The organism is Bradyrhizobium septentrionale (genome assembly GCF_011516645.4).
Classification (GTDB): domain Bacteria; phylum Pseudomonadota; class Alphaproteobacteria; order Rhizobiales; family Xanthobacteraceae; genus Bradyrhizobium; species Bradyrhizobium septentrionale.
Window position 1 is genome coordinate 1,195,506 of record NZ_CP088285.1, and the last position, 16,888, is coordinate 1,212,393.

Genomic DNA, 16,888 nt, shown 5'->3' on the forward strand with positions numbered 1-16,888 from the left:
CGCTACGACGCCTGGTTCAAGCGCGACGCGGCGATGAAATCGACGAACAGGCGGACGCGTGGCGGCACGGGATGGCCCGGCTGAAACGTGGCGAACAGCTCGATTTCATCGCACGCGTGATCGGCAAGACAGGCCACCAGACGCCCGGCCTGCAGGTCCTCGGACACGTCCCATAACGCTTCCGATGACAGGCCCCGGCCTTCGAGGGCCCAGCCGTGGAGCACGTCGCCGCTGCTGCTGGACAGGTGACCCTTCACGACGACCTCCTCGACGCCGTGCGCTGTCCGGAACCGCCAGCGATCGTGCAGATGATGCCGGCGCGCCAGGCGCAGGCATTCGTGATCGATCAGATCGGCTGGCCGCTCGGGCATCCCGCGTTTGGCGAAATAGGATGGCGCAGCGCAGAGCACGCGCGGTGTGGTCGCGATCTTGCGCGTCATGAGCGCCGGATTGTCGGGCCGGTCAACGCGAAGCGCAACGTCGATGCCGTCCTGTCCGACCTCGAGGCCGGCATCGGAGAGCACCAGATGGACCTCCAGTCCCGGATGCCGGCCGGCGAATTCCGCCAGCAACGGCGCGATCCGCCGTCGGCCGAGTTCCATCGGCGCGCCGACCTTCAAGAGCCCGCGCGCCGTTGCGCCCCGGGCCGACACTTCCGCTTCGACGTCGCGCATCGCGGCAAGCAGCTTTCGGCAGTGTTCGTAGAACAGCGCCCCCTCTTCCGTCAGTCGAAACCGCCGCGCATTGCGTTCCGCAAGCTTCACACCGAGCCGGGCCTCGAGGGCGGCAAGCCGCCGGCTGGTGGCGGGCGGCGACGAGCGCAGCGCCACGGCACCGGCGGAGATTCCGCCCGCTTCAACGACGCCGCAGAAGAGCTCGATATCCCCGATGCTGTCAGACACGCCAGCCTCCGATGTTTTCACCTAGTGGAAGCATAGCATCCTTCGCGGCATCTTTCCGGCCCTCTCAGACCGGTCCATTTTCCTGCCTAGGAAAGATGAGGAGGAAGATTCATGCACGCAATCCGGTTCGAGACCTTCGGAGATCCCTCGGTGCTGAAACTGACCGAAGTCCCGGCACCGACCGTGGACGCGGCGACGGCGCTGGTGCGCGTCGTCGCCGCGTCCATCAACCCCAGCGACGTCAAGAACGTGGCTGGCGCGATGAGCCAGACCACGCTGCCGCGCATCCCCGGCCGGGATTACGCCGGCATCGTCGAGGCGGGACCGGCCGAATGGCGCGGCGCCGCGGTCTGGGGCACCGGCGGAGATAGCGGCTTCACCCGCGACGGCACCCATGCCGAACTGCTCGCGGTGCCGGTCACGAGCCTGCGGCGGAAGCCGGACAATCTCAGCTTCGAGCAGGCGGCATCGGTCGGCGTCAACTATGTCGCCGCCTGGTGCGGCATCGAGGCCGCCGGTCTCAAGGCCGGCGAGACCATCGTCCTGATCGGCGCCGGCGGCGGGGTCGGCGGCGCCGCGGCCCAGATCGCCCGGCGCATCGGCGCGCGGGTGATCGGCGTCGACCGGCATGCGCCGCATGCCGACGCGCCTGTCCATGCGATTGCGGAGCATCTGATCATCGGAGCGAAGGACGTGCCGGCGGAAATCCGCGCGGTCACCCGCGGCAACGGCGCCGATGTCGTGTTCGACCTCGTCGGCGGCGTCGTGTTCCGCAGCGCCGTCAACAGCCTCGCGCTGCGCGGACGGCTGGTGGAAATTTCCGCGACCGGCCAGCGCGAGGTGCACTTCGATCTCGCCGATTTCTACCACAATGAAAGCCGGCTGCTCGGCGTCGATACCTTGAAGCGCGATCTTGCGGCCTCAGCTGATGTGCTTGACGCGCTCACGCCCGGCTTCATCGCCGGCGATTATCGCGCGGCCCCGATCGCGGACACCTGCGGGCTGGCTGACGCCGCGCACGGCTATCGCAAGGTCGCTGCCGGCACGGCAGGTCGCATCGTGATCAAGCCGCAGCAATAGGAGAACGACGATGATCGGCTACATGCTGTCCCTGCTGATGGGCGTTGCCGCCGGGGTCGCTTACGGCCTCGTCCAGGTTCGCTCGCCAGCCCCGCCGCTGATCGCGCTGGTTGGCCTGTTGGGCATGGTGGTCGGAGAACGGATGATCAATACGGCCCGGCATCATTTCGCGCCCGCTTCAACACCCATTGCGCAGGCCGACGATGCACATCTGGATCCGCACGGCCGTTCCGCCAGGCAAATGCCGAACCGCATCGACGGTGCGGCACGGTCTCCATGACACGAATTGCAATCGATGGTCGGCGTCGTGGTGAAAGATCGGCCGGGGTAAGGACGTTTCGATGTCGCGGACCAGCTCCTGCGGCCGCCCCTGCCACTGAGTTGCCCGACGGCGCAAGCCCCTCGCGCAGAAATATTTCTGTTTATCGGCACACCCAACTCAGTGTATGAATTGTCCCGTCTCACCCGATCGAGGGGCGCTGCGCATCGTCACGGGTGTTGCGGTGAGATGCGGTGGACGCCGAGCGCGCAGTCGACGAATGCGCATGAAGCGGACGGTGAAGTCGTGTGGTCCTGACGCCCTAGCGGCCGGTGTCCCCAAGCAAAGCGCGAAAGCGTTTTGCGAAGGCGGTGACAAAAAAGCCCAGTCTCGCCGGGGAGAGCACGAAGTAAGCCGTAAAACCATCGCGCAGGGAAAGCCGGGATGTTCCCGGTTACACCTGTGGTCCTACCCCCGGTGCTTTTTGTTGCACCGGACCCATGGGTGCGATCGGCACCCGGCTTTCCCTGCGCCCTCTGCTCAAGGAGAGGGCGGAACGAGAAGCAAAGCTCGGACAAATCAAGTCGCGAGAATGCGGAAGTGTGACTCACAGTTGGCGCAACAAATTCAGCGTCGTCCACGGCGCAGGCCGGGACCCATAACCACGAAAGCATATTGTTGAGCGTCGCTGGAACGACGAGTCCCGCCAACCGCATCTGCTGCGGCGTATGGGTCCCGGCCTTCGCCGGGACGACGGTCGTGTTGGCACCCGCACTGTCATCGCCCGGCTCGACTGGGCGATCCAGTACGCCGCGGCTTCTCGGCTCAAGCACGGACGCCTCTGGAATACTGGATCACCCGCATGCGCGGGTGATGACACCGAACAAGCACCGCGACATTGCGCCGCGAACCTCGTTGCGGCGCAACAATCAAAATGAGACTGCCCGTTAAGCGATTGCGCGGTGACGACATCCGCGCCGTGCCCGCCTTCGGCTAGCTTTATCCGCAACAACCGGACGCCCTCGCGCGATGCGGACGCCGGTGACAACACAGAGGGAGGAGAGCGATGTTGAAAGGCAGTTTGGGACTGATTGCGTTGAGCAGCCTGTTGCTTTCGGGCACGGCGTTCGCTCAGGAGAAGATCAAGGTCGGCGTCACCGCGACGCTCGAGGGCACCTACACCGTGCTCGGCGAGGATGGCATGCGCGGCCACCAGACCGCGCTCAACGTGCTCGGCAAGAAAATCGGCGACAAGGAACTCGAATTCGTCGTCGCCTCGACCGACGCGACGCCTGATTCCGCGGTGCGCGCGGTGCGCAAGCTGATCGAGCAGGACAAGGTGCAGATCCTGCTGTCGCCGCTATCGGGCGACGAAGGCATCGCGGTGAAGAACTTTGCAAAAACCCATCCGGAGCTGACCTTCGTCAACGCCGCCTCCGGCGCGCAGGAGACGACCTATGTCGATCCGGCGCCGAACTTCTTCCGCTTCAACATGGACGGCGCGCAATGGCAGGTCGGCCTCGGCAAATACGCCTATGAGACCAAGGGCTATCGCAAGATCGCAACCGTCGGCGAGGACTATTCCTTCATCTACACCCAGGTATTCGGCCTGGTGCTTGAATTCTGCGGCGCCGGCGGCCAGGTCACCAACCGGCAATGGGTGCCGCTCGGCACCAAGGATTTTGCCTCCGTCATCGCCGCCCTGCCCGACGATGTCGACGCAATCTATCTCGGCCTCGGCGGCGCCGACGCGGTCAACTTCCTCAACCAGTATCAGCAGGCCGGCGGCAAGGCGCATTTGATGGGCGGCTCGATCATGATCGACCAGACCATCCTGTCGTCGAAGGGCAGCGCCAAGAACGCGCTGGTCGGCACCATCGCCGCGAGCGGCCAGGCCGATACCTGGGAGGACCCGGGCTGGCAGAAATTCGTCAAGGCCTACCAGGACGCCTTCCCGCCGGCCAAACGCTTCCCGAGCCCGTCGCTGCTCGCCACCAACTATTACGGCTCGACCATGGCGCTGATCCTGGCGCTGCGACAGGTCAACGGCGACCTTTCCAACAACCAGGCCAAGCTCAAGGAGGCGCTGGCCAAGATCGAGATCGATGCGCCGAACGGCAAGATCAAGCTCGATTCCAACCGCCAGGCGATCGGCACCAATTTCGTCACCGAGGTGGTCGACGACGGCAAGGGCGCGCTGTTCTCCAAGGTCGTGAAGGTGATCCCGAACGTCAACCAGACGCTGGGCTACGATCCGGCGGTGTTCGCCAAGATCGGCCTGCCCGGCCGCACGATCCCGGAGTGCAAGAAGTACTGACGTATTTGCTGCAGTGCAGGCAGAGCGGCCGCGGCATGGCGCGCGGTTGCACCAACAGCCCTGCTCGCCCTTGCTTTCCGCGGGCGGATGATGAACGCTTGTCGAAAAGACAAGAACATCCCGCGGGAGGGGAGGCATGAGCAGGGCGCTTGCCGTCTTCCACGGCCGGTTCGGTCGCGCGACGGTCTATCAGTTGAACCGTCCCTTCAACGTGCATGCGCACCGCGAAGGGCATCTGATCTTTCATGTCGGCGGGACGCCGGCGCAGATCGACGTCTCCGAGCAGCGCCTGCTGCTCAAGGACGACACCGTGGTCGCGGTCAACCCGTGGGAACCGCACAATTTTCTGCCGACCGACATGGACCATGGCGCGATCTTTTTCGTGCTCTATGTCAACGCCGAATGGTTCGCGCCGACCGCGAATGCGCAGGGCCTGCGGTTCGGCCGCACCTTCTTTCCCCGCACCGAGACGCTCGACAGACTGATCCGCCGCACCGCAGCACTGGTGTGCGGCGCGCCGTCGCTGCGCAGCCTCGACTGCGAGCTCCGGCAGCTGATCGACTCCTGCTACGAGGAGAGCTGGCAGACGGCGCAGGAGACGCCCGCTGCGGCCGCGGTGACCGATTTCCGGGTCCGCAAGTCGATCAAGCTGATGTCGGAAAGCCCCGGCGCCGAGATCGAGCTCGATGACATTGCGCGCGAGGCGGGCCTGTCGCGGCCGCATTTCTACCGGCTGTTCCGGACGCAAACCGGCGTCACCCCTCACCTCTACATGAACACGCTGATCATGGAGCAGGCGCTGGATGCGCTGGTCGCGACCGAGACACCGATCGCCGATATCGGCTTCGACCTCGGCTTCTCCTCGCAGAGCGGCTTCACCCGCTTCTTCGCCGCCAATGTCGGCATGGCCCCGACCGACTATCGCCGCGCCGCCAAGGTGTTGCGGCCGTAAGGGAGTTCCCACGATAAAAGATACTCTCGATCAAATCCCTAGCTTTCGCCCTCGATAGGATGACAGGACACGCGGCCCGGCAGACGGTCGCGGCCAGCTGAGGGAACGCGACGGAGATGGCCAGGTTCATCGAACGCCATCCGGCCTGGGCGCTGATCGTGATCATCGCGGTCGCGGTGTTCGCGTGGCTGGTGTTCGCGATCTGGCCGCCGGGGCTGGAGGCCGCGATCGGCCGCAAGCGCGTGTTCCTCAACGCGGTGCTGAACGGCATCACGCTCGGCGGGCTGTATTTCCTGGTGGCGAGCGGCTTCACGCTGATCTTCGGCCTGATGCGCAACGTCAACCTCGCGCACGGCTCACTCTATCTGTTCGGCGGCTACATCGGCTACGCCGTCAGCACATGGACGGGATCGTGGATCCTCAGCTTCATCGTCGCCTTCATCGCGGTGGCGCTGGTCGGGGTGATCCTGCAGCTCGCCGTGTTCCGCCGCATGGAGGGCCAGGACCTGCGGCAGACTATGGTGACGATCGGGCTGTCGATCGTGTTCGCCGATTTGATGCTGTGGGTGTTCGGCGGCGACTTCTACCAGGTCCAGACCCCGAGCTGGCTGATCGGCCCGGTGCAGCTGCCGCTGCTCACCGCGATCAAATCGTCGGGCGAGCCGGTCTATCTGCAGTACCCGCTGGTGCGGCTCGTGATCTTCGCGGCGTCCGTCGTGATCGGGATCGCGATGTGGCTGGCGCTGAACCGGACGCGAATCGGCATGATCGTCCGCGCCGGCGTCGACGACCGCGATATCCTGGCCGCCACCGGCGTGCGGATCCAGCTCATGTTCGTGCTGGTGTTCGCGCTCGGCGCCGGGCTTGCCGGCATCGCCGGCGTCGTCGGCGGCACCTTCCAGTCGCTGTCGCCCGGCGAGGACACCCGCTTCCTGCTCGCTTCCCTCGTCGTCGTGATCGTCGGCGGCATGGGCTCGATCCCGGGGGCCGCGCTCGGCGCCGTCATCATCGGGCTCGCCGAGCAGCTCGGCTCGGTCTACATCCCGACCTACGCCATCGTCGTCACCTTCCTGATCATGGTCGTGGTGCTGGCGCTGCGGCCGCAGGGCCTGCTCGCGAGGCGATAAAATGTCGTTGCTCCAGAGCACCCAGCTCCGCCCCGACCCGTCCGCCAACGCGACGCGCCGCGCCTTGATCCGCGCCTGGCCCGAACTGCAGAACCCGGCAGCGTGGCTGGTCGCGCTGATCCTCGTGATCATGCCGCTGATCGCCAACGGCTTCTTCCTGATCGAGATCTTCGCCACCACGCTGATCCTCGGCATCATCGCGCTCAGCCTGATGTTCCTGGCCGGCTATGGCGGCATGGTCAGCCTGATGCAGCTGACGATCGCGGGCTTCGCCGGCTACATGGTCGCGGTGTTCGGCATGAGCGGCAACGCCAATATCAGCCTGGGCTGGCCGTGGTGGCTCGCAACGCCGATGGCGCTGGCGCTGGCGACGCTGTTCGGCACGCTCGGCGGCGCGCTCGCGGTGCGCACCGAGGGCATCTACACCATCATGATCACGCTGGCGATCGGCGCGGCGTTCTACTACTTCACCAACCAGAACTGGGCGATCTTCAACGGCCACACCGGCATCAACACCGTCGCGACGCCGCATTTCTGGGGCGTCGACTGGCGCGCCGACATCGCCTTCTACTATGTGACGCTCGGCGTCGCCGCGATCTGCTACTTCGCCGTCCAGTATGTCTCGCGCGCGCCGTTCGGCCTCGCGCTGCAGGGCGTGCGCGACAATTCCCGCCGCATGGCCGCGCTCGGCTTCAACCCCAATGCGCACCGCATCGCGGCCTACGCCTTCGCCGCCTTCATCGCCGCGCTCGGCGGCGTGCTGCAGGTCTGGAACTACCGCCAGATCTCGCCCGGCTCGGTCAGCGTCGGCGCCTGCATCGACGTCTTGATCATCGCCATAGTCGGCGGCATCACGCGGCCGATCGGCCCATTCATCGGCGCACTGATCTTCGTGCTGCTGCGCACCTTTGCGCTCGACGTGTTGATCAAGTTCGGGCTCGACGGCAACCGCTTCCGGCTGCTGATCGGACTCGGCTTCCTCGCCATCGTGTTCTGGTCGTCGGACGGCGTGATCGGCCTCTGGGAACGCTGGCGCCGCCGCACCACCTCCGCGACGCAACATCCAGGCGGAGGCCGCCATGGATAGCGTCGCGCAGCGGCTGTCCGTGGTCGGCGCCGGTGCTGCGCTGGAGCTGCGTGGCGTGACGCGGCTGTTCGGCGCGCTGGCGGCGCTCACCGACGTCACCATCACCGTGCGTCCCGGCGAGCGCCGCGCCGTGCTCGGCTCGAACGGCGCCGGCAAGACCACGCTGTTCAACTGCATCACTGGCGACTTCCCGCCCTCCTCCGGCACGATCCGCTTCTTCGGCGAGGACATCACCCAGTTCCCGCCCTATGAGCGCATCCGGCGCGGGTTGCGCCGTACCTACCAGATCTCGGCGCTGTTCCCCGGGCTCACCGTGCAGGACAACGTCTACCTCGCCTGCCGCGGCGTCTCGCGCGGCCGCTTCTCGTTCCTCCGTCCCGGACAGAACGATGCGCTGGTGCACGCGACCGAAACACTGGTGCAGGCGGTGCACCTCGCCGGCGTCAAGGACCAGCGCGTCGCCGAGCTCGCACATGGCCAGCAGCGCCAGCTCGAGATCGCGCTGGCGCTGGCCGGCGCCCCGCGCTTCATCCTGTTCGACGAACCGGCGGCAGGACTGTCGCCGACCGAGCGGCGCGAGCTGATCGAGATCCTGACCTCGCTGCCGGCCCATATCGGCTACATCATCATCGAGCACGACATGGACGTCGCGCTGCGCGTCGTCGAAAGCGTGACGATGATGCACAACGGCCGCATCTTCAAGGAAGGCCTGCCGCGCGAGATCGAATCCGATCCCGAGGTGCAGCAGCTTTATCTCGGAGGCGGCCATGAGTGACCGCCGCCCCGTCCCTGCCCTCGAGGTCAAGGGCCTCGACGTCTATTACGGCCATTCGCATGCGCTGCAAGGTGTCGACCTCACGCTCGACACCGGCGTGTTCTCCGTGGTCGGCCGCAACGGCATGGGCAAGACCACGCTTTGTAAGGCGATCATGGGCCTGGTGCGCGCCAGCGCCGGCTCGATCCGGATTCGCGGCGAGGAGGTCACGCGGCTCAATCCGGCGCGGATCGCCCGGCTCGGCGTCGGCTATGTGCCGCAGGGCCGGCGGCTGTGGCGCTCGCTCACCGTCGACGAACACCTTGCGCTGGCCGGCGGCCTGCGTCGCGGCGCCTGGACCATCGAGCGCATCTACGACACCTTTCCGCGCCTCGCCGAGCGCAAGAATAACGGCGGCAACCAGCTCTCCGGCGGCGAGCAACAGATGCTCGCGATTGCGCGCGCACTGCTGACCAATCCGCAACTTCTGATCATGGACGAGCCGACCGAAGGCCTCGCGCCCGTCATCGTCGCGCAGGTCGAGGAGATGCTGCTGCGGCTCGGCGACGAAGGCGACATCTCCGTCCTGGTCATCGAACAGAACATCGGCGTGGCGACGGCGGTGTCGCGCAACGTCGCCATCATGGTCAACGGCCGGATCAATCGCATCATCGACTCCGCACGTCTCGCCACCGATCGCGAGCTGCAGCAGCGGCTGCTCGGCGTCGGCACCCACGGCGCGGATGTGACAGAGGCCGAGGCCGCGCCGGCAAAGGCCGAAGCCGCCGGCACGCCGCAGCCGGAACGCAAGGGGCCGGCTCGTATCTACGTCTCCAATCCCGTGCTGCCGACGCGCTGGTCGCAGCCGGTGCCGATCGCCCGCATCGAGTCAGCCGCAAGGACACAGTCCGCTGCCGTCACCCGGCTTGAAGAGACAACCCGCACCCGGCGCGAACCGGCAGCATCCAGGACGTCGGGGCCACCGATCGTGCTGGTCGTCGGCACGCTCGACACCAAGGGTGCGGAGCTACGGTTCATTCGCGACATCATTGCTGGCATTGGCCTGCGCACCCGTCTGGTCGACGTCTCGACCAGCGGCAAGGCGACGAGCTGCGACGTCACCGCGCAGGAGATCGCGCTGAACCACGGCCGCGGCGGCGCGGGCGTATTCGGCGCCGATCGCGGCGCCTCGGTGACGGCGATGGCCGAGGCATTCGAGCGCTGGCTGCGCCGCCAGGGCAATATCGCCGGCATCATTTCGGCCGGTGGCTCGGGCGGCGCGTCCCTGGTCGCACCCGGCATGCGCGCACTTCCGATCGGGGTGCCCAAGCTCATCATCTCCTCGGTTGCCTCCGGCGACGTCGGCCCTTATGTCGGTCCTGCCGACATCACCATGATGTATTCGGTGACCGACGTGCAGGGCCTCAACTCGATCTCCCGTACCGTGCTCGGCAATGGCGCCAATGCGCTGATCGGCATGGTGAAGGCGCGGCTCGATCAGCAGACCGGCAAGCAGCGCGACACCCCTGCCAATCTTCCCGCGATCGGCATCACCATGTTCGGCGTCACCACGCGGGCCGTGCAGAAGATCGCGGCCGACCTGCGCGAGGATTTCGAGTGCCTGGTGTTCCACGCCACTGGCGTCGGCGGCCGCTCGATGGAGAAGCTGGTCGAGTCCGGCCAGCTCGCCGGCGTCATCGACCTCACCACGACCGAGGTCTGCGACCTGCTGATGGGCGGCGTGTTCCCGGCGACCGACGACCGCTTCGGCGCCATCATCCGCAGCCGCGTGCCCTATGTCGGCTCGGTCGGCGCGCTTGATATGGCGAACTTCGGTGCACCCGACACCATTCCGGAGCGCTACCGGCAGCGCAAATTCCACGTCCACAATCCGCAAGTCACCTTGATGCGGACCACGCCGGAAGAGAACGAGCGCATCGGCCGCTGGATCGGCGAACGCCTCAACCAGATGGATGGGCCGGTGCGCTTCTTCCTGCCCGAAGGCGGCGTCTCCGCGCTCGATGCACCGGGCCAGCCGTTCTGGGACCCGGATGCCGACGCTGCGCTGTTTGGCGCGCTGGAGCGCACCGTGCGCCAGACCAGCAACCGCCAGATCATTCGCATCAAGCGCAACATCAACGATCCCGAGTTCACCGCCGCCATCGTCAGCGCATTCCGTCCGCTGCTCGGACGCGCCGGTAGCAGGCGGAGAGTGGCGAGGTGACCCATGCCCAGGTTTGAACGCACGGCGCTGTTGAAGAAGTTTCACGCCATGATCGCGCGCGGCGAGCCGATCGTCGGTGGCGGCGCCGGCACCGGACTGTCGGCGAAATGCGAGGAGGCCGGCGGCGTCGACCTGATCGTGATCTACAATTCCGGCCGCTATCGCATGGCGGGCCGCGGCTCGCTCGCCGGACTGATGCCCTACGGCGACGCCAACGCCATCGTCGTCGAAATGGCCGGCGAGGTGCTGCCGGTCGTGACCAGGACGCCGGTGCTCGCCGGCGTCAATGGCACCGATCCGTTCCGCGACATGGACGTGTTCCTCGACCAGCTCAAGGCAATCGGCTTTGCCGGCGTGCAGAATTTTCCGACCGTCGGCTTGATCGACGGCACCTTCCGCACCAATCTCGAAGAGACCGGGATGTCCTACGCGCTCGAGATCGACATGATCTCGAAGGCGCATGAGAAGGACATGCTGACCACGCCCTATGTGTTCAGCGAGCAGGAGGCCGCCGCAATGGCGATTGCAGGCGCCGACATCATCGTCTGCCATATGGGCTTGACCACCGGCGGCACGATCGGCGCGCAGACTGCGCCAAAGCTTGCCGACTGCCCGGCCCGCATCGAGGCCTGGGCCGAGGCCGCGCTCAGCGTCAATTCCGACATCATCGTGCTCGCGCATGGCGGTCCGATCGCGGACCCCGCGGATGCCGATTTCATCATGAAGCAGACCCGCAACTGTCACGGCTTCTACGGCGCCTCCTCGATGGAGCGCCTGCCGGTCGAGCGGGCACTGACGGATCAGGTTCGCAAATTCAAGGCGATCGGCGCGCGCTAACGCGCCGTGACCAAGGGAGGAAGAGATGTCGGGGATGCTAGCAGGTGAATTGATCCTCTGGCTCATCGTCGCAATCGTCGCGATCGTCATCATCGTCTATGTGGTGAACTGGCTCTACCACCGCTCGTCGAAGGAAACCTCCTTCGTCCGGACCGGCTTCCTCGGCGAACGGGTGGTGATCAACGGCGGCGCTTTCGTACTGCCGTTCATCCACGACACCACGCCGGTCAACATGAACGTGCTGCCGATGGGGATCGTGCGCTCCAGGCAGGACGCCGTGATCACCCGCGACCGCATGCGCGTCGATATCGAGGCCGACTTCTACGTCCGGGTACAAGCGACCCGCGAAGCCGTCTCGATCGCGGCCGCAACGCTCGGCCGCCGCACCATGGAACCCCAACAGCTGCACACCCTGCTCTCGGGCAAGTTCATCTCCGCGATCCGCTCGGTTGCTTCCGAGATGACGATGGAGCAAATGCACGAGCAGCGCGGCGACTATGTCGCCCGCGTCAAGGCCAACGCCGCCGAAGCGCTGGCGCAAAACGGCCTCGAACTGGAATCGGTCGCGATCACCGATCTCGACCAGACCGACCTCGAATATTTCAACCCTTCGAACCGCTTCGACGCCGAGGGCCTGACCCGCCTGATGGAGGACATCGAGGCCAAGCGCAAGCTGCGCAACGACATCGAGCAGGACTCGATGATCAAGATCCGCTCCCGCAACCTCGAGGCCGAGCGGCAGGCGCTGGACATCGAGCGCGAGAGCGAGACCGCCCGCCTCGAGCAGGAGCGCGATATCGAGATGCGCCGCGCCCTGCAGCGCACCGAAGTCGCCCGCGAGCGCGCGCTGCGCGAGACTGAGGCCGAACAGGCCCAGATCACCGCACGCGAAGCCATCGAGAAGGCGCGCATCGCCAACGAGCAGGCCATCACCGAGGCCCGGATCGCCTCCGAGCGCGAGACCCGGCACCGGGAGATCGAGCGCACCCGCGCGGTGGAAGAGCGGGAATTGCTGGCACGCGAGGAGATCGAGAAGGCCAGGATCGCCAACCAGCGCTCCGTCGACACCACCCGCATCGCCTCCGAACGCGAGGTCCGCCAGCGCGAGATCGAGCGGATGCGCACCGTGGAGGAGGCCGAGATCGCCGCCCGCGAGTCGATCGAAAAGGCCCGCATCCAGCAGGACCGCGTCGTCACCGATGCCCGCATCGCCAATGAGGAAGAAACCCGCCGCCGCGAGATCGAACGGACCCGCGCCGTCGAGGAAGCTGAAATCGCGGCCCGCGAAGCCACCGAGAAGGCGCGCATTGCCCAGACCATGACGGTCAATGTCGAGCGCATCTCCTCCGACGAGCGCACCCGCGCGCTGGAGATCCAGCAGGTGCGCACCATCCAGGAGGCCGAGATCGAGGCGCAGAAGTCGGTTGAGGCCGCCCGCATCACCAGAGAGAAGACGCTGGCCGCCGAGCGCATCGCCGCCGATCACACCACGCGCAAGCTCGAGATCGAGCGCAACCAGGCGATCGAGATCGCCGGGATCACGGCACGCGACGCCACCGAGGGGTCCCGGATCGCGCAGGAGGAACATGTCCGGGCGCTGGAAATCGCGCGCACCCGCGCGATCGAGGAGGCCGACATCGCCTCGCGCGAATCGATCGAGGCGGCCCGCATTTCGCAGGAGAAGTCGGTCGCCGCGCAGCGCATCCGCGCCGAACGCGAGACCCGCGCGCTCGAGATCGAGCGCACTGGGGCAATCGAGGCCGCCGAGCTGAAGCGCCGTGACGCGATCGAGCGGCAGCGCATCGACGTCGAGCTGGCGCTGGAGAGCGAGCGGATCACCTCCTCCCGGACTCGCGAGGTGCTCAACATCGACCAGAAGCGGGCGATCGAGCTCGCCGACGAGGAACGCGTGATCGCGCTCGCCGCCAAGCGCTCGGAGCGCATCGACGCCGACCGCCAGGTCAAGCAGGCCGAGATCACGGCCCGCAAGGAGGTCGAGACCACCGACGTGACCCGCGAGCAGGCGCTGGAGGCCGCGCGGATCGCTCGGCGCCGCTCCATCGAGCAACTCGAAGTCGCTCGCAACCAGTCGTTGCAGGAGGCCGAGATCGCTGCGCGCGAGGAGGTCGAACGCGCGCGCATTGCGTCGGACCGCGGCCTCGACGAGGCCCGGATCGGCCGCGAGCGCGAGCTGCGCAAGCTCGAGGTGAACCGTGAGAAGGACGTCGAGACCGCGCTGATGGAGAAGGCGATCGCGCTGCATCAGAAGTCGCTGGAGGAATCCGCGGCGCGCGCGGCGGCTGAGGACGCGAGGGTGCACGCCACGGAGGCGGCCGAGCGCGTGGTCACCGCGCGCGAGAGCGAAATCGCCAAACGGCGCAAGACCGTCGAGGTGCTGCTGGCCGAGAAGCAGGCCGAGGAAACCAGGATCGCGGCCGGGGCCGAACGGGTTCGCGCCACGGTGGAGGCCGAGGCGCAGCGGCTGCTCAACGAGGCCGAGAATGTGCTGACCGACCAGGCGCGCTACTCGCTGTTCCGCCGCAAGCTGCTCGACCGGATCGAGGGCATCGTGCGCGAGAGCGTCAAGCCGATGGAGAAGATCGAGGGCATCCGCATCCTCCAGGTCGACGGCCTCAACGGCAACGGCCAAGGCGGCGGCTCCGGCCGCAGCGCCACCGACGAAGTGATCGATTCGGCGCTGCGCTACCGCGTGCAGGCGCCGCTGATCGACTCGATCCTCTCGGATATCGGCGTCGAAGGCGGCAGCCTGGCAAAAATGCCCGGCCTGATCCGCGAGGCGCGCGACATGCAGGGCATCAAGGACTCTGCACGCAAGAGCGGCGGTGAGGCCAAGCCGGCGGCGCCCGAGGGCGGCGGCGAACCACCGCGCCCTGAGCGCACGCCGCGCAAGAAGGACTGAGCTCACGCCATGGCACGGGTTTATGTCTCCACCGTCGTCAACGCCCGCAACGACCGGGTCTGGGCCCGGGTGCGCGATTTCAACGGGCTGCCAAACTGGCATCCCGCGATCGCCGAAAGCCGGATCGAGGGCGGCGAGCCCTCCGACAAGATCGGCTGCATCAGGGACTTCCGCCTCCGCAACGGCGATCGGATCAGGGAGAAGCTGCTGGGCCTGTCCGACTACGACATGTTTTGCACCTATTCGATCCTGGAATCGCCGATGGGCGTCGAGAACTATGTCGCGACGCTGCGGCTCACGCCGGTCACCGATGGGGACCAAACGTTCATGGAATGGACGGCCGAATTCGACTGCGCGCCGGAGCACGAGACCGAGCTCGTCAACAATATCGGCGGCGGTGTGTTCCAGGGCGGGTTCGACGCGCTGAAGCGGGCATTCGGGGGCTGACGAAATGCTTCGGTCAAATTTCGCCACGCGGACAGTCCACCTCTCCCCTTGTGGGAGAGGTCGGATCGCATCGCCAGATGCGATCCGGGTGAGGGGTCGCGGTCTCCCGAGGGACCTGAGCCCCCTCACCCGGCGCTGCGCGCCGACCTCTCCCCGTTGGGGAGAGGTGATGCGCGCGGCAACATCGATGCAAAAGATAGATATTGGACGCTGACCGTGCCGCACATCGTCAAAAGCACGATCCTGGATGCACCGACCGACGCGGTCTGGGCCGTGCTGCGCGATTTCAACGGCCATGACCGCTGGCATCCGGCGGTCGCGACCAGCGGCATCGAGCGCGCGCAGCCCTCGGACAAGATCGGCTGCGTCAGGCGCTTCAAGCTGAAGGACGGCGCCGAGCTGCGCGAGCAGCTGCTGGCGCTGTCCGACCTCGAACAATCGTTCAGCTACTGCCTGCTCGATACGCCGATCCCGATGTTCAACTATGTCGCGCATGTCCGCCTGCTGCCGGTCACCGATGGCGATCGCACCTTCTGGCACTGGGAATCGCGTTTCACGACGCGGACCGACGACCGGGATCGCATCACGCATATGGTTTCGGAAGACATCTACCAGGCCGGCTTCGAAGCCATCCGCCGGCACCTGAAGGAGGCCGCGTAAGCGGAGAGGGATATCATGCCAGTCACGGTGAAGACCTTCACCAGCACCAACGAGGCCGCGGCGGCGCTGTCGTCGGATCGCAGCGCCCGCTATCTCGGCGGCGGCACGCTGGTGATGCGTGCGCTGAACGAGGGCGACATCTCGATCTCGACAGTGATTCGCGCCAGCGACCAGGCGATGACCCGGATCGTTACTTCGGGCGCGCGGATCGTGCTCGGCGCCGGCGTCACCTTTGCGCGCATCCTGGCCGAGCGCGACCTCGCCTTCCTGCATGCCCCTGCCCGCTCGATCGGCGGACCGGCGGTGCGCAACATGGGCACGGTGGGCGGCAATCTGTTCGCGCCGGTGCCGTATGGCGATTTCACCGTGGCGATGCTTGCGCTCGATGCTGTGGTATCGGTGCAGGGCGGCCTCGGCGGCCGCGAGATCGGAATCGAGGAATTTCTGCAATCGCGCGACCGGCAGACCGGCGTGCTGGTGCTGGCGATCTCCTTTGCCAAGCCCGGCAGCGCGGACGCCTTCCGCTACCGCAAGATCGCCCGGATCAAGCCCAAGGGCGGCGCGGTGATCACGCTCGCAGCCCATCTGCCAGTCAACGGCAGCCGGATCGTCGGTGCCCGTGTCGCGCTCGGCTCGATGGCGCCGACGCCGATCCGCGCCCGCGCCGCCGAGCGCGCGCTGGAAGGCCGCCCGCTCGATACGTCCACGATCAATGCGGCCGCCGCGGCAGCCGTCGAAGGAACTTCGCCCGGCGACAATGCGCTTGCCAGCGCCTGGTACCGCCGCGAGATCGTCGGCGTGCACCTCCGGCGCCTGTTGTCCGGTCAGGAATAGATCGTCATGGCCAAGACCCCTCTGCAATTTCAGCACAACGGCCGTGACGTCGCGATCTTCGTCGACGGCGGCACCAACCTGCTGGTCGCGCTGCGCGAGCTGATCGGCGACATGACGCCGAAATTCGGCTGCGGCCAGGGCGGCTGCGGCACCTGCAGCGTGCTGATCGACGGCGAGCTGCACCTCTCCTGCCTGACGCTCGCCGAGACGGTCGCCGGCCGCACCGTCGAGACGCTCGACGGCATCAAGGACGGTCCCAATCTGCACCCGCTGCAGCGCGCCTTCGCCGACAATTTCGCCGCGCAGTGCGGCTACTGCACGCCGGGCATGCTGATAGCCGCGAAGGCGCTGCTCGACCGCAATCCGCAGCCGAGCCGCGCGGAGGTGGTCGAGGCAATCTCCGGCAACATCTGCCGCTGCACCGGCTACGAGCCGATCATCAACGCCGTGCTGGCTGCCGCCTCCGGCGGCCGCGCACGCGCGTAAGG

General features: G+C 66.7%; 15 protein-coding genes. 14 read left to right on the forward strand and 1 reads right to left on the reverse strand.

What is annotated here, in order from left to right:
• Positions 1-2 precede the first annotated feature (2 nt).
• The gene (locus HAP48_RS07620; RefSeq protein WP_166214266.1) at positions 3-902 is read right to left on the reverse strand and encodes a LysR family transcriptional regulator; all 900 of its coding nucleotides are present in this window, start codon (positions 900-902) and stop codon (positions 3-5) included.
• Between the two features lie 111 nt (positions 903-1,013).
• Here HAP48_RS07620 and HAP48_RS07625 point away from each other — a divergent pair, with 111 nt between their 5' ends.
• The 14 genes from HAP48_RS07625 (at position 1,014) to HAP48_RS07690 (ending at position 16,886) form a co-directional block, all read left to right on the forward strand.
• Positions 1,014-1,982 (forward strand): quinone oxidoreductase family protein, encoded by a 969-nt coding sequence (locus HAP48_RS07625; RefSeq protein WP_166214265.1) that lies wholly within the window; start codon positions 1,014-1,016, stop codon positions 1,980-1,982.
• Between the two features lie 10 nt (positions 1,983-1,992).
• On the forward strand, positions 1,993-2,262 hold the full coding sequence (locus HAP48_RS07630) for a DUF1427 family protein (RefSeq protein WP_166214264.1): 270 nt from the start codon (positions 1,993-1,995) through the stop codon (positions 2,260-2,262).
• 1,045 nt (positions 2,263-3,307) lie between these two features.
• Positions 3,308-4,558, forward strand: coding sequence for an ABC transporter substrate-binding protein (locus HAP48_RS07635; protein ID WP_029082763.1), 1,251 nt, complete (start codon positions 3,308-3,310; stop codon positions 4,556-4,558).
• 136 nt (positions 4,559-4,694) lie between these two features.
• Positions 4,695-5,510, forward strand: coding sequence for a helix-turn-helix transcriptional regulator (locus tag HAP48_RS07640; RefSeq protein ID WP_166214263.1), 816 nt, complete (start codon positions 4,695-4,697; stop codon positions 5,508-5,510).
• Between the two features lie 116 nt (positions 5,511-5,626).
• The gene (locus tag HAP48_RS07645) at positions 5,627-6,637 is read left to right on the forward strand and encodes a branched-chain amino acid ABC transporter permease (RefSeq protein WP_166214262.1); all 1,011 of its coding nucleotides are present in this window, start codon (positions 5,627-5,629) and stop codon (positions 6,635-6,637) included.
• A 1-nt stretch (position 6,638) separates the two neighbouring features.
• Entirely contained in the window at positions 6,639-7,724 is a 1,086-nt protein-coding gene (locus HAP48_RS07650) for a branched-chain amino acid ABC transporter permease (RefSeq protein ID WP_166214261.1), read from the forward strand.
• Positions 7,717-8,499: an ABC transporter ATP-binding protein gene (locus tag HAP48_RS07655; RefSeq protein WP_166214260.1), complete on the forward strand. Its 783-nt coding sequence runs from the start codon at positions 7,717-7,719 to the stop codon at positions 8,497-8,499. Before HAP48_RS07650 ends, HAP48_RS07655 begins: the two co-directional genes overlap by 8 nt.
• Complete coding sequence (locus tag HAP48_RS07660) at positions 8,492-10,702, forward strand: ABC transporter permease (RefSeq protein WP_166214259.1); 2,211 nt, start codon at positions 8,492-8,494, stop codon at positions 10,700-10,702. Before HAP48_RS07655 ends, HAP48_RS07660 begins: the two co-directional genes overlap by 8 nt.
• 3 nt (positions 10,703-10,705) lie before the next feature.
• Entirely contained in the window at positions 10,706-11,539 is an 834-nt protein-coding gene (locus HAP48_RS07665) for a phosphoenolpyruvate hydrolase family protein (RefSeq protein ID WP_166214258.1), read from the forward strand.
• A gap of 25 nt (positions 11,540-11,564) precedes the next feature.
• Complete coding sequence (locus HAP48_RS07670; protein WP_166214257.1) at positions 11,565-14,459, forward strand: flotillin family protein; 2,895 nt, start codon at positions 11,565-11,567, stop codon at positions 14,457-14,459.
• A gap of 9 nt (positions 14,460-14,468) precedes the next feature.
• Positions 14,469-14,906, forward strand: a complete 438-nt coding sequence (locus HAP48_RS07675) for an SRPBCC family protein (protein WP_166214256.1) — start codon at positions 14,469-14,471, stop codon at positions 14,904-14,906.
• Between the two features lie 216 nt (positions 14,907-15,122).
• Positions 15,123-15,566, forward strand: a complete 444-nt coding sequence (locus HAP48_RS07680; protein WP_166214255.1) for an SRPBCC family protein — start codon at positions 15,123-15,125, stop codon at positions 15,564-15,566.
• A gap of 15 nt (positions 15,567-15,581) precedes the next feature.
• Positions 15,582-16,400, forward strand: a complete 819-nt coding sequence (locus HAP48_RS07685; RefSeq protein WP_166214254.1) for an FAD binding domain-containing protein — start codon at positions 15,582-15,584, stop codon at positions 16,398-16,400.
• 6 nt (positions 16,401-16,406) lie between these two features.
• Positions 16,407-16,886, forward strand: coding sequence for a (2Fe-2S)-binding protein (locus tag HAP48_RS07690; RefSeq protein WP_166214253.1), 480 nt, complete (start codon positions 16,407-16,409; stop codon positions 16,884-16,886).
• Positions 16,887-16,888 lie beyond the last annotated feature (2 nt).